Origin of the sequence: Marinobacter denitrificans (assembly GCF_008795955.1) — a bacterium.
Taxonomy (GTDB): Bacteria; Pseudomonadota; Gammaproteobacteria; order Pseudomonadales; family Oleiphilaceae; genus Marinobacter; species Marinobacter denitrificans.
On record NZ_VMHN01000001.1, the window covers coordinates 102,004 to 113,945 of the forward strand.

The window sequence follows — 11,942 nt, forward strand, 5'->3', positions numbered from 1 at the left end:
ATCAAACCGGCATATTCATGATGTCTTCGTAAGCCTTGACCACCCGGTTACGAACCTGGGTAAGTGCCTCGAAGGAAATGGACGCCTTTTCGGACGCAATCATGACACGGGTAATATCCACATTAGGGTCACCCATATCGTAAGCTGTCTTGAGATTATTGGACGACTGCTGCAACTCGTTCACGGACCCTACGGCCTGGCTGAGCATGTCACTGAATTTCGGGGTTTCCTGGCTTTCCTGAATCCGGGAGGGTCCATCCAGCCGGCCGCGGATATTGTTATCCTGCTCAACCCGCTGATTCTCCATCATCTGCGAGCGCATGTTGCGGATTTCGGAAAGAACGCTGTTGATGTCAGCACGCTGAACCATGATTCACTCTCCCGGCTTAGCCTTTTGGCGGGCAAGCCATTGAACTGGATATTAGTTTCCAGGAGAGAAGCAAACCACAGGCCAATATCAATTACTGCCTGTTTTTCATTAAGTTAATGAACTTTCTGACAGCAGGGTCAGAAGCAGCGACGGTCTTTTGACGAGGCCATAAAAAACGGCACCCGAAGGTGCCGAACGAAGGAGTCTCAGGTGGGATTCAGGCAGCAGCCAGTTCAGCGTCCAGATCAATACCGGCATCCCGCATCTGGGCCAGCTTGTATCTGAGTGTGCGGGGGCTGATGCCCAGCTGTTCGGCTGCCCGGTTGCGACGGCCACGCTCTTTTTTCAGTGTCTGGATAATAATCCGGAACTCACGCTGGCGAACCTCGTCACCGAGGGAGGTCGGAGAAAGTTCTTCCATGCCCGGATTAGCGGGCTCACCGATACCCTCTTCGCCTGTCTGCATCGCCGTTTCAGAGAACGGTTGGGGAGCGGCATGCTGTGGGGCGGCCGCTGAGCCTCTGTCCACTCGCCCGGTAATGCCCAGCTCCAGGCATAAGTCACTGGCATGAATCACATTACCCTGGTGGAGCACGAGTGCTCGCTGAATGGCGTTGTCCAGCTCACGAACATTACCGGGCCATTGATGAGCCATGAGTGCGCTTCTGGCATCAGGCGCAAAGGTCACCCCGGTCAGTTTCATTTTGCGGCAATGGGTTTTCAGCAAGGCGCTGGCCAGGGGCATGATATCCAGTGTGCGCTCGCGCAGGGGCTGCCAGTGCATGGGAAACACCGTCAGCCGGTAGTAAAGGTCTTCCCGGAATTTGCCCTCGCGGACATAGTCGGACAAATCGCGGTTGGTTGTCGCGATCACTCTCACATCAAGGACAATCGTCTTACGTCCGCCCACCCGCTCGACCTCACGTTCCTGCAATACCCGCAGCAACTTGGATTGCAGGCCCAGCTCCATTTCCGAGATCTCGTCCAGAAGAATGGTACCGCCGTTGGCCTGCTCAAACTTACCGGGCGACGATGCAACGGCGCCGGTGAAGGCGCCCTTCTCGTGACCAAACAGGATGGCCTCCAGCATGTTTTCGGGAATCGCTGCACAGTTAATGGCAACGAAAGGCTGCTCGGAACGGGGAGACTGCTGGTGAATATAACGCGCCAGAACTTCTTTGCCAGTTCCACTCTCGCCGGAAATCATTACCGTTGAGTCGCTCGCGGCTACCTTTGCCGCCAACTGGAACATGCGCTTGCTGATGGGATCTTCCGCCACGGGCTGATCACCACTTTTCGGACGACTGCCCCCCACAACCTTGCTGACTGCGTCTACCAGTACCGCCGGTTCAAAAGGTTTGACCAGGTAATCAGTTGCCCCCGCCTGCATGGCAGAAACCGCATGACTGATCTGGCCATAGGCAGTAATCAGCATGGTCGGCAAGCCCGGATACAATCTCTGTATTTCATGCAGCAGATCATGGCCGGACATCCCGGGCATATTCACGTCACTGACCACCATGTCTACCGGCGACTCGGCCAGTTGTGCCAGCGCCTGCTTTGCATCGGCAGCTTCCCGCACCCGGAACTTCGCCAGCTCCAGTGTGGTCACCAGCGCTTCTCGCAGATCGTGGTCATCCTCAACGATCAGAATTTGGGCTTTGGCCATGATTGCCTCCGGTCAGTTATTCTGGTGTGTCTGCGTGCGGCGGCCATTGGCCGACAGCGAACGCAGCAACGGCAGCGAAATGGTTGCAACAGCGCCCCCGACAGTGGGCGATTCAATGTCAAAGCGGCCCTGGTGTGCCTTCACCACAGCCTGAACAACGGCCAGCCCCAGGCCTGTGCCATGAGACTTGGTGGTATAGAAGGCTTCCAGAAGCTGACCGGCCTGTTCCGGAGAAAAACCGGGGCCGTTATCAGCCACCCGAGCCACCAGCTCGCCATTCGCAGAAGCAATGGCAACCGTAACCTTCGTTGCGCCCGCTTCCACGCTGTTATTCACAAGGTTTGTGCAGGCGCCGACCAGGGCATCCCGATTACACATCAACGCCTCATCCCCTGCCTGGCTGTCCAGCTCTACGGAAACGCCGGCAGGGAGCTTCAGCCCATCGAGCGCAGACGCCAGCGCCTGAACCAGCCCAGAGGCAGACAGCTCCTCCGCAAGCCGGGTTTCACCGCGGGCAAAAATCAGCATGTCGCGAACCTGCTGTTCTAGGTGCGTAAGACGAGACATCAAGCGGGAGGCACAGCGCTGCCGCATTTCTTCGTCCAGATCCTCCTGGCTGAGGTGACCGCCATACAGAATGGCGGCAGACAGCGGTGTTCGAATCTGGTGGGCCAGTGATGCCACCATCTTGCCCATGGCTGACAGACGCTGGGCATGGGCCAGTTGAGCCTGGAGATGACGGGTCTCTGTCAGATCCGTCAGCAGGATCAACTGCCCCGGCTGATTTTCCATGGTGCGGATTTCAATACTGACCCGGCGGCCGTCCTTCAGTGACACTTCATGGCCGTCATCCCGTCGGGGCGCGAAACAGCGACGAATGACATCCACCCAGCGCTCGCCGCCCAAGGGCTCACCGAGCAGGGTAATGGCGGCGGGATTGGTCTGAGTCACGACACCCTGGCTGTCCAGTACCACCACCCCTGCCGGAAGTGCGTGAAGCAGCGTGGAAAGCCGATCAGCCAACTCCTCTTTCTGCTCCAGCTCCACCTGACGCTGCTGTGACTCTGCAGACAATTCTCCGGACAACTGGTTAACACGGGACTCCAGGGTGCGATAGGAATCAGTGATCTGCCGGGACATCTGGTCGAACAGATCCAACGCCGTACCCACAGCTTCATCGTCCTGCTCCGGGAACAACGCCGTCACCTTGTCATTGACATCCGCCGCCGCATTGGCCGAGGACTCCTTAATGGCTGAAGCCCCCTTCGCCGACGACAAACCAACAAAATGCAACTGACTCATAAACTCGCCCTCTGACCGGACCAAATCCGGCCCGTACCAATCGGATGGATCGTTTGGGCAGAACTAAGCCAGCACTGTGCCAACTTTATTTTTTGTTTATATTTCAATAGGTAGGGAAATTACAGAAAGGAGAGGTGACGGGTTTCTGGCACCCCTGAAACAACTACGGCGTCGCAGGTTACAAACCATTGACGCCGTTCAATACGCTACGGAGCTACTTAATTCTCCTCAGACTCCTCGTCCCGAAGGCCGTACTTCCTGACCTTTTCCACCAGGGTCGTCCGCCTAATCCGCAGTTTCTCCGCCGCCCGGGCCACCACGCCCCCCGCCTCATCCAGTGCCTGCTGAATCAGCTGCTTCTCGAGGTTGGAAAGGTAGTCCTTGAGATCAATCCCGTTAACGGGCAACAAGGCGGGTGCATCCAGCCCTACCAGACCCGGAATACTGGAAGGCATACCCGAATCTTCGACCGGCCGATTCTCGTCGTAGTCGTCAATATAGCGGAACTTCTTTGGAAGCTCCTGTACACCGATCACCCCGTACGGGTGCATAATTGCCAGCCGCTCCACCAGGTTTGCCAGCTCCCGGACATTACCCGGCCAGTCATGGCGACAGAGGCTCATGATGGCTGCCGAGTTCATCCGTAGCGAGCCACGCTTTTCTTTCTCCATACGGGAGATCAACTCATTGATCAGCAGCGGTATGTCTTCTACCCGCTCCCGCAGGGCCGGCATTTCAATGGGGAACACATTCAGGCGATAGTAGAGATCTTCGCGGAAATCCCCGCTCTCGATCATGTTCTCCAGAACCTTGTGGGTGGCTGCAATTACCCGTACGTCGGCGGACTGTGTGCGGTTACTGCCTACCCGCTCGTAAGTGCGTTCCTGTAATACCCGCAGTATCTTGACCTGCATGTTCAACGGCATGTCGCCGATTTCATCAAGGAACAGGGTGCCGCCCTCGGCCAGCTCAAATCGACCAACGCGGGCTGTGATGGCTCCTGTAAAGGCACCCTTTTCATGACCGAACAGCTCGCTTTCGAGCAGCTCAGCAGGAATGGCACCGCAGTTGACGGGGACAAAGGGCTTGTCTCGGCGGGCGGAATGGTAATGCAGATTGCGAGCCACCACTTCTTTGCCGGTACCGGATTCGCCGGTTATCAGCACGCTCACATCCTTGTCCGCCACCTGCTCCATCAATTGGCGAACGGACTGAACCTTGCGGCTGGTACCAACCAGGCTGCGGAAAAGCTGTAACCCGCGCTGTTTGCCACGCTCCCGGGACCGGGCAAACTGGTCACGGTAGATCTGGGCGCGATAGAGGGAGTCCACGAACTTGGTGTAGTTCAGGGGCCACTCCATGCGGGCAATCACCCGGCCGGCGTGTTCCTCGGACAACGGTTTCAGATCAGGGTACCCGATCATCAGCACAGGCACGCCTACAGTAGCCTCACACACCGACGCCACCGTCTTGCACACCCCTGCGTCCTCACCGTTGAGTACCACAGCAGAAATTTCGTCCAGCGTTTCAGGATCACCACTGGCAAGCAGCGAGCGAGCTTCGTCGCCGACCACGACCTCTTCCTCACCAACAAACTCAAGTATGGTGGCAATATCACGCTTTCTTGCGTCGTCCTCGCTGAGCACCAGCACCTTGTTGTTCTTCGACATTCAAACGAATCTCTTGCGGGGATTTGTGAGCGGTATTTAAGACTGTAAGTGCGTCTGAGTCAATTTTATGACGCTATTTAGGGGGATTTGAAGAGACGTTCTGATAGGCTTTCGCCGCGCTTCGGTTCTGATTAATTTCCTTGAGCGCTTTCTGAGCTTCGGCTTTAGCCTCATTTGCCGAAATATTGGCACGGTCACAATAAGTCTGGAGAGTTGCCAGTCGTTGCCGTACCGGCTCCGGGCTCAGTTCGCCGGCCTCCAGGGCTGCCATCACCGGTTCAATGGTTGGCTTCACCAATTCGTTCAGGCGTGACAGTTCTTCCCAGTTTTTTTCAGCAAGAGCGGTCTTGAGATGCTCCACCAGGGTATCCACTGCTTCCAGTTGCTCCGGTACCGACATACCTGTATCTCCAGTATCGTTGTATGGCCCGGACAGTGGCCGGGGATCCGAGACCCCCGGCCATCATGGTCATCAGCGGCGAGCGGCCCTGCGAGCGGCCGAAGCCGAGAACTGGTTGCCGCGGAAACCGGGCTTGAAATCGTAGGCCGGGAAACCATTGTCCAGACCATCAATGTAGTAACGCTCCGCCTTGAGATCGTACGTCATTTCCATGGTAGTCCAGAACACCGGCTCACTGTAGTAATTGATGTTGTGGGCCTCAGATACGCGCCAGAGCTCACCCTCACTGTCATATTCTTCGCTGGCAAGAATCTGCCAGCTATCCTCGTCTACATAGAATATCCGGCGGGAATAGATATGGCTGATACCTGTCCTCAGCTTCGCCTCAACAACCCATACCCGGTGAAGCTCGTAGCGGGTCAGTTCCTGATTGATGTGCTGCGGACGAATGACATCGTCAGGCTTGATGGTTTCGTCATGAAGTTTGTAGGCATTATAGGGCACAAAGATTTCGCGCTTGCCTTTGAGCTCCCAGTCATACTGATTCGGAGCGCCGTTATACATGTCTTTCTGGTCAACGGCCCTCAGTGAGGACGAGTTGGGCAGATCGGTTTCATAAGCCAGGTTCGGCGACCGGCGCAGACGTCTCGAGCCGGAATCATAGCGCCAGGCCAAGCGGGGCGAGCGGATCTGGTCAAGTGTCTCGTGCACCAGGGTGATGGTACCTGCCAGGTTGGAAGGCGCGATGGTTTCGGTTTTCAGGTAGAAAATCTTGTTGTCGATATCCTCAAGGTCGGCCCCCCGACGGCTGTAGGCGAAAAAGTAATCATACTGGTTCACCACCTGATTGTAGGAACCGTTTACTTGTGGAGTCGCCGAAGAACTGCGGAATGTAAGCTCCTCGCCCCGGTACCGAAGAATATGGTTCCAGATAACCTCAAGCCCATTCTCCGGAATCGGGAAGGGGCTGGTCATGATGGTATTCCGTACACCGTTACCGTTACTCAACAGCTCAGCACTAACGGCATTCTCCCGTGACTTCTCGTAGACATCCTCCGGGAAGGCCGCCGTGCGGCGAGTCTGGTATACCGGCATCACGAATTCCGGACCGTACTCCTCCAGCATCCGGACGTGGCCGTCGGTAAGCTTGTCGCGATACAGATCCACATTGCCAGCGGTAATCACGAATAAAGGCTCATCCTGCGGGAAGGGATTGATTTCCACCTGCCCCTGCTGCCAGCCTGAGGGCGGCGTGGTCAGCCCGCCGGTCCACTCAGGGATACTGCCAGATGCATTGGCTTTCCTTTCAGCACCAACGGGGGTGAGATCTTTGCCCAACCGCTCGGCTTCGGACTCACTGACCTTCGCGGAAACGCTGCTACCTGCAAACCCGAGCATTGCCACTGTAAAACCTGCGACCAAATGGTTACGCATTCCCTTCCACCTCCACGGAAACTGATCTGGACAACCGGCAGTCAAGATTTTCGCTTAACTGGAATTCAGCGCCAGACGATCAAAAGTTACTCAAACCGGGCGCCTTTTTGCCAAATTCAAACGACCGTTTCAAGTGAATCTTTGTAGTTTCTTGTCAAAGACTCGCGGATTGCCAGGAAGGAGGAAATCCCTGACCAGAAATGTTACCATTGGCAGTTAATCCATCGCGCGGCCCAGCTCTTTAGGCAGGTACATCCATGGCGTCACCGTGGCATTCACTGATTTCCCAGAAAATTTTTCTTGCCAGAACCCTGCTGGGCCAACTGGACGAGAATGACAATGTGCCAGTGCGCGAAGCACTGGTTCAGGGAGCGGTGGAGCTTGGCCTGCGCGCGAGAAAACTGATTCCGGTCATGGTCGCAAGAATGTACCAGGAGAAACTGGCGCAGCCCGACAGCCTGGAAGCTTTAATCGAGTTGCTCGGAAACGACATCCCGGAGGCGACCGACCTGAAGCAACTGGCCGGCGACACCAACAGCTGGTGGAACCACCTGGAGCAGCTGGAACGGCATCAGGGCAATCCCCCCGTGACCAGGAAAACCGTGAGTGACGAAAACGTGATTGCTGTTTCTGCCGATATCGGCCCGGACAGGTCGAGACAGGCTCTGGAACAAACCCTGACTGCCATCAAACACTTTACCGATATCCTTGAGGAACGGCACAGCGAGTGGTAATACCATGGTCCGCCGCTGATATTTGCCGACACCCGGGGAATGAACTGAAAGGCTAACTGAATGTCACCCTCTTTTTTCGAGATTGTACAACTGAGCAATGGCGATTACGCTCTTCGCCGTATCGACGACGACAGCGAACCCCTGGTAAAAATATCCTTCTCAGCCGAAGCCAGGGAAATGATGGAAGACCGGGATATGAATGTGGCCAAGGCCATGATTTCCGCCGGCATTGAGGCTGCAGGCAATGTTGCCCACGATATTGACTGGGAAGAAGATGAGCCAGATGCATACGATATCCGGCCCTCTTATACACTTCACTGACGTGGGTACTTCGCTCAACTGGGTGAGCCGCTGAACCCTCAGCGTTGGCGCAGGACCACGCCGTGACTGTTGCCTCTGGCCGAGGCCTGCTCCAGAGAAGCCAGGGCTTCACGCCCCAGCTTCCGGGTCCACATCACGACGGCATGACAGGTACCTGCGCTCAGCGCCCGCTCCGCCAGTTGCCTGGCCGGGTAGTCCGCAGTAGACCGCAACACCAATAGCTCGCCCGCCACAATCCCGCGCATGGGCTGCCACTTGCTGACCAGGCTTTGGGGTGGGTCGATCCAGGCCAGCCACCGTTTTTCCTGGTTGAGTTGTGTCAGCATCGGCAGCAATAGCTGGAAATTCTCAACCTGCCCTTCAGGAAGAATGATTTCCGTCACGTTACCGGTCGGCTGCGCAGGGCGGGAGCGGGTGACTGTCTCTCGTTTCACATCATGGCTGCTCAGAGCGGCAGCCTCCGGGCCGACAAATCTGCCGCCTCCGTGAGCGTACGCCAGGTTCTGATTAAAGCTGAGTTGTTCCATGATAAACCTCGTCTGCCGTTAAGCTGAGCCCGACAGAGGTTGACGCTCTGCGGAGCACTGCCGAAATGTCGGGATACAGGAGTATCAGTGAAGATCTGATCGCCGGATCACGCCGACACCCAGCCCTTCGATAAATAATTCCTGTTCTGTCAGATCCACCTCGATGGGGGCGAATTCTTCGTTTTCTGCAATGAGGTACACCTTGGAGCCATCCTTGCGGAACCGCTTCACCGTCACCTCCTCCCCCACCCTGGCAACCACAATCTGGCCGTTATGGACATCGCTGGTGCGATGCACTGCCAGCAGATCGCCATCCAGGATTCCGATATCCTTCATACTCATACCACGCACACGAAGCAGGTAATCCGCCGAAGGCGAGAAAAATTCCGGCTGCAGGGTGCAGTGGTCTTCGATGTGCTCCTGGGCCAGAATCGGGCTACCGGCTGCCACCTGCCCGATTACCGGCAAGCCCGGGTCCGCTTCGACTTCGGGGAGACGAATGCCACGGCTGGCGCCCGGAACCATTTCGATAGCCCCCTTTCTGGCCAGCGCCCTGAGATGCTCTTCCGCGGCATTGGCCGAACGGAACCCCAGCTCTGTGGCAATTTCCGCGCGGGTCGGTGGATATCCGGTCTCGTCGACAGAGCGACGAATGATTTCCAGTACCTGTGTCTGCCTTGCTGTCAGCTTCATGTTTCGGTGACCCCGGTTAGCCCTGTTTTTATATACAGTGATTTGACTATATACAGTGTTTTATCCAGTGTAAAGTCTGTACCTGAATTTTTTACTGAGGGCTGTATTTTTTGGCCGCCAATGGTCACTTTCAGTTTGCGGGTCTGTGTTAAGGTAACGCTAACCCCTTGTGGAGACGCATTAATGAGCAATAGATGCAGCATGCCGGACATCATGAGAACCGATGACGGGAAGGAACGGAAAGTTGGTGTTGAGATAGAGTTGTCCGGCCTGGGGTACGAAGCTCTCGTGTCCCTTTCGTCGCGCCTGCTTGGTGGCGAGGCGAAGCCTGTTTCGCGTTACGTATCGGAAATTTCAACCGAGGTAGGTTCCTTTACCATCGAACTGGATTCCGACCCCATCAAAGACCTGGATCTGCAGGATCAGAGGTTGCCGGAATCGGTCCGGGAACTCGGCGGCCAGGCCATGAGCGTTATCGATGCAGCAGCCGAGAAAATCGTGCCGCTGGAAATCATCAGCCCTCCATTGCCACTCAGCGAACTGGAGCGCATTGAAAAGCTCTGTGATGAGTTACGCAAGGCAGGTGCGCTGGGCAGCCGGGAGGCCATCTACTATGCATTCGGCCTGCAACTGAACCCGGAGCTGCCCGACCTGAAGGCCTCAACGCTGGTGCGCTACCTGCAGGCTTTTGCTGCGCTTTACGAGTGGCTCAAGGCACGTCACCAGATTGACCTGAGCCGCAAGCTCACAAGCTATATTGAACCCTGGAGCAGCACTTACATCGATCTGCTGGTGGCTGAGGATTATGATCCGGACATGGATCAACTGATGAAGGACTACCTTCACTACAACCCCACGCGAAACAAGGCGCTGGACCTGCTACCACTGTTTGCACACATCAACGGCGATCTCCTGTCTGAATACGTGAAGGATGAACGCATCAAGAGCAGGCCCACCCTGCATTACCGGCTGCCGGATTGCGACATCGACAACCCGCTCTGGCATTTCTCGACCGTATGGAATGACTGGGTGGTACTGGAGCAACTGGCTGCCAACGCCGGGGATCTGGCGGAGCTGGTCAGCGAGTTCCGCAAAAGCCGTAAGCTGAGCTTTCACAACCTGACCCATAGCTGGGTCGACACCGCCGAACAATGGCTGCAATCTCACAACTATGCCTGACGTCATCACGGAAAGGCCGGAACATCCCGGCCTCACCATCGGGATCAGTGGCCCTGCCCGACGCAGCCTGGCGCATCGGCTGATCAGTTTTGCCCTGCGCATGCATGGAGCGCACACTCACTTCATTCGCCCTGGCTCCAGAGTGGACGTTTCCCTGCTTGATGGCCTGGTGCTATCTGGTGGCACCCACGTTCACCCTTCCCGGTATGGTCAGGCGCCTCAGGTCACGGCAAACTATGATCCACGGCGGGACGAAACCGATGTTCGCCTGCTTTGCCGAGCGGAAGAGCTGAATATTCCGGTGCTGGGCATCTGCAGGGGTGCCCAGTTCATCAATATATTCCGTGGTGGCTCGCTGTGTCAGAACGTCACCCCCCTGCGGGTAAATACCCGTCACCGCCCGCTGCTCTTGCCCATGCAGACTGTTCGGATAGTCAACGACAGCCGTCTCGGAGAGGTCATGCGCCAGCCGGTGATTGGCGCCAACCGAATCCACAGCCAGACCATCAAGAGGCTGGGGCATCACCTTCGTGTCGTCGCCCTGGATAATGACCATTTCGTACAGGCGATTGAAAACACCCGCGGCCAGTGGCTGATGGGAATTCAGTGGCATCCTGAATATCTGCTGTATCACGGCGGCCACCGGCGCATCTTCAGGCACTTTGTTCAGGCTGCAGAAGAGAGAAAACTGATCAGACTTGATGAACCTTTGGAGCCCGATGATTCACCGCGGGAGGAATTTCAAAGTGGCAGGTAACGCTGCAGAACAGCCTTGATTTCGCGGATTTCCCTGGCATCACCGGGCAGGGCTTGCAGGTGGCGGGCTGCCCACTCTTTCAGTTGATCCCGGGTCGTCACATAATGGGGATCACTCCCGGTCAGCCTGAGCAGGATGTCACGCTCCCGGGGAGTCAACCTGACCTGATTATTGTGTAAAAGCATGGAGATCCCACAATGTTTTCTACCGCCCATCGATACCTGCTCATTCCCGCCGCCCTGACTTTCTTCTCCCTGGGCGCAATGGCCGGGGAAGTAAGCCTTAGCGGCCAGGCTTCAGTAAAGTATACGCCAGACAGCGCGCGGCTGCAGTTTACTGCCAACGCTGAACACAACCTGCCTGAAACAGCGACCCGGCGGGTGAATGAGCAGATGGAACAATGGCGGGACGGCATCAGCGACTACCGTGACCAGCTCGACGCCTACAGCGATGCTTCGGTTAATCTCTACAGTCGCTCCATCCCCTCCCAGGAGCGGGGCCAGAAGCCGGAAAAAATGGCCGTCGCCTCGCAAACTGTAAGCTTCACCATTGATGATCTTTCCTTGCTCAATCCCATTCTGCAGCAGGCCCAGGCACTGGGCATGGATTACAACGTGGGACAGCACCAGTTTTTCCATTCCGATGAGAGCAGCCTTCGCAAGCAGGCCCTGGCTGGCGCCATCGCTGACGCCAGGGCACGGTGCGAATTTGTTGCCAACGAACTTGGCAAGCAGTGCGGAGAGGTCATCAACATCAATGTCGATGACGGCTACCAGCCTCCGGTCCCGATGATGGCGGAAATGCGGGCCTCCTCTGCGCCTGTGTCTGACGTAGGCCCACGGGAACTCACATCCCGGGTCAGTGCCACATTTGAACTGGAATAACA

The 11,942-nt window shown here is 56.5% G+C and carries 14 protein-coding genes; 5 read left to right on the forward strand and 9 right to left on the reverse strand.

All coding sequences use genetic code 11. The features are described 5' to 3' along the window. Position 1: 1 nt before the first annotated feature. From fliE to FO268_RS00505, 6 genes are all read right to left on the reverse strand, one after another. Positions 2-370, reverse strand: a complete 369-nt coding sequence (fliE, locus tag FO268_RS00480; protein ID WP_150988022.1) for a flagellar hook-basal body complex protein FliE — start codon at positions 368-370, stop codon at positions 2-4. Between the two features lie 217 nt (positions 371-587). Continuing rightward, complete coding sequence (locus FO268_RS00485) at positions 588-2,039, reverse strand: sigma-54-dependent transcriptional regulator (protein WP_150988025.1); 1,452 nt, start codon at positions 2,037-2,039, stop codon at positions 588-590. A gap of 12 nt (positions 2,040-2,051) precedes the next feature. Then, positions 2,052-3,341, reverse strand: coding sequence for a sensor histidine kinase (locus FO268_RS00490; RefSeq protein WP_150988028.1), 1,290 nt, complete (start codon positions 3,339-3,341; stop codon positions 2,052-2,054). Between the two features lie 218 nt (positions 3,342-3,559). Continuing rightward, a complete protein-coding gene (locus tag FO268_RS00495; protein WP_150988031.1) occupies positions 3,560-5,011 on the reverse strand; it encodes a sigma-54 dependent transcriptional regulator in 1,452 nt (483 codons plus the stop codon). A 73-nt stretch (positions 5,012-5,084) separates the two neighbouring features. Continuing rightward, a complete protein-coding gene (locus FO268_RS00500) occupies positions 5,085-5,411 on the reverse strand; it encodes an SOS cell division inhibitor (RefSeq protein WP_150988033.1) in 327 nt (108 codons plus the stop codon). Between the two features lie 72 nt (positions 5,412-5,483). Beyond that, a complete protein-coding gene (locus tag FO268_RS00505) occupies positions 5,484-6,845 on the reverse strand; it encodes a DUF1329 domain-containing protein (RefSeq protein WP_150988037.1) in 1,362 nt (453 codons plus the stop codon). Positions 6,846-7,102: 257 nt separating this feature from the next. Between FO268_RS00505 and FO268_RS00510 the strand changes: the two genes are divergently transcribed. Together FO268_RS00510 and FO268_RS00515 are read left to right on the forward strand one after the other, a co-directional pair. Continuing rightward, complete coding sequence (locus FO268_RS00510) at positions 7,103-7,579, forward strand: DUF6586 family protein (protein ID WP_150988040.1); 477 nt, start codon at positions 7,103-7,105, stop codon at positions 7,577-7,579. A 60-nt stretch (positions 7,580-7,639) separates the two neighbouring features. After that, complete coding sequence (locus tag FO268_RS00515; protein WP_150988043.1) at positions 7,640-7,900, forward strand: hypothetical protein; 261 nt, start codon at positions 7,640-7,642, stop codon at positions 7,898-7,900. Between the two features lie 38 nt (positions 7,901-7,938). Here FO268_RS00515 and FO268_RS00520 read toward each other — a convergent pair whose 3' ends face one another. Both FO268_RS00520 and lexA read right to left on the reverse strand, forming a co-directional pair. After that, complete coding sequence (locus FO268_RS00520; RefSeq protein ID WP_150988046.1) at positions 7,939-8,427, reverse strand: cell division inhibitor SulA; 489 nt, start codon at positions 8,425-8,427, stop codon at positions 7,939-7,941. Between the two features lie 84 nt (positions 8,428-8,511). Then, complete coding sequence (gene lexA / locus FO268_RS00525; RefSeq protein ID WP_150988049.1) at positions 8,512-9,120, reverse strand: transcriptional repressor LexA; 609 nt, start codon at positions 9,118-9,120, stop codon at positions 8,512-8,514. 183 nt (positions 9,121-9,303) lie between these two features. On the opposite strand from lexA, the gene FO268_RS00530 reads away from it, so the two are divergent. Further along, on the forward strand, positions 9,304-10,299 hold the full coding sequence (locus FO268_RS00530; protein ID WP_150988052.1) for an amidoligase family protein: 996 nt from the start codon (positions 9,304-9,306) through the stop codon (positions 10,297-10,299). Beyond that, positions 10,292-11,056, forward strand: coding sequence for a gamma-glutamyl-gamma-aminobutyrate hydrolase family protein (locus FO268_RS00535; RefSeq protein WP_150988056.1), 765 nt, complete (start codon positions 10,292-10,294; stop codon positions 11,054-11,056). The genes FO268_RS00530 and FO268_RS00535 overlap by 8 nt, the downstream gene beginning before the upstream one ends. On the opposite strand, the gene FO268_RS00540 is transcribed toward FO268_RS00535, so the two are convergent. Continuing rightward, a complete protein-coding gene (locus FO268_RS00540) occupies positions 11,041-11,241 on the reverse strand; it encodes a hypothetical protein (protein WP_150988059.1) in 201 nt (66 codons plus the stop codon). The two genes, FO268_RS00535 and FO268_RS00540, sit on opposite strands and share 16 nt — an antisense overlap. Positions 11,242-11,253: 12 nt before the next feature. Between FO268_RS00540 and FO268_RS00545 the strand changes: the two genes are divergently transcribed. Further along, a complete protein-coding gene (locus FO268_RS00545) occupies positions 11,254-11,940 on the forward strand; it encodes an SIMPL domain-containing protein (protein ID WP_150988062.1) in 687 nt (228 codons plus the stop codon). Positions 11,941-11,942: the final 2 nt, after the last annotated feature.

What these genes read in the sequence shown, in the direction of transcription:
- FO268_RS00535 (WP_150988056.1), top strand. Translation starts at nt 10,292, where the DNA reads ATGCCTGACGTCATCACGGAAAGGCCGGAACATCCCGGCCTCACCATC.
- FO268_RS00520 (WP_150988046.1), bottom strand. Translation starts at nt 8,427, where the DNA reads ATGGAACAACTCAGCTTTAATCAGAACCTGGCGTACGCTCACGGAGGC.
- FO268_RS00540 (WP_150988059.1), bottom strand. Translation starts at nt 11,241, where the DNA reads ATGCTTTTACACAATAATCAGGTCAGGTTGACTCCCCGGGAGCGTGAC.
- FO268_RS00495 (WP_150988031.1), bottom strand. Translation starts at nt 5,011, where the DNA reads ATGTCGAAGAACAACAAGGTGCTGGTGCTCAGCGAGGACGACGCAAGA.
- FO268_RS00510 (WP_150988040.1), top strand. Translation starts at nt 7,103, where the DNA reads ATGGCGTCACCGTGGCATTCACTGATTTCCCAGAAAATTTTTCTTGCC.
- FO268_RS00505 (WP_150988037.1), bottom strand. Translation starts at nt 6,845, where the DNA reads ATGCGTAACCATTTGGTCGCAGGTTTTACAGTGGCAATGCTCGGGTTT.
- FO268_RS00500 (WP_150988033.1), bottom strand. Translation starts at nt 5,411, where the DNA reads ATGTCGGTACCGGAGCAACTGGAAGCAGTGGATACCCTGGTGGAGCAT.
- FO268_RS00515 (WP_150988043.1), top strand. Translation starts at nt 7,640, where the DNA reads ATGTCACCCTCTTTTTTCGAGATTGTACAACTGAGCAATGGCGATTAC.
- FO268_RS00530 (WP_150988052.1), top strand. Translation starts at nt 9,304, where the DNA reads ATGAGCAATAGATGCAGCATGCCGGACATCATGAGAACCGATGACGGG.
- fliE (WP_150988022.1), bottom strand. Translation starts at nt 370, where the DNA reads ATGGTTCAGCGTGCTGACATCAACAGCGTTCTTTCCGAAATCCGCAAC.
- FO268_RS00490 (WP_150988028.1), bottom strand. Translation starts at nt 3,341, where the DNA reads ATGAGTCAGTTGCATTTTGTTGGTTTGTCGTCGGCGAAGGGGGCTTCA.
- FO268_RS00545 (WP_150988062.1), top strand. Translation starts at nt 11,254, where the DNA reads ATGTTTTCTACCGCCCATCGATACCTGCTCATTCCCGCCGCCCTGACT.
- FO268_RS00485 (WP_150988025.1), bottom strand. Translation starts at nt 2,039, where the DNA reads ATGGCCAAAGCCCAAATTCTGATCGTTGAGGATGACCACGATCTGCGA.
- lexA (WP_150988049.1), bottom strand. Translation starts at nt 9,120, where the DNA reads ATGAAGCTGACAGCAAGGCAGACACAGGTACTGGAAATCATTCGTCGC.